Below are 293 nucleotides of genomic sequence, written 5' to 3' on the forward strand. Positions count from 1 at the left end.
GGCGCAGCCGCGAGCGGCAGTACCTCGCCGACCAGCGCGCGCAGATCGGTGTACTTCCACTCCTCGATCCGGCGGTGCGGCAGGCCGAGACGCTCATAGGTCTCGAACGCCTCGCGGCGTACCGCGATCACGGAAGGCGAACCCGGCAGCCGGCTTTCGGCGCTGGCGAAGAGATCGCTCACCGCGCGGCCGTTTCCGGTCTTTGCCACAGCAACGTTCATCTCAAAATTCCTTACGCGGCGTCCTCGAACTGGGCGTAGCCGGACGCTTCCAGCTCCAGCGCCAGTTCCTTG

1 pseudogene is annotated in these 293 nt (G+C 66.6%); it reads right to left on the reverse strand.

What is annotated here, in order from left to right:
• Positions 1-221, reverse strand: a pseudogene (locus AC0L3J_RS37935) (Fe-S cluster assembly protein SufD); the annotation flags it as partial.
• Positions 222-293: the final 72 nt, after the last annotated feature.

Source organism: Bradyrhizobium sp. Kon37 (assembly GCF_055807535.1).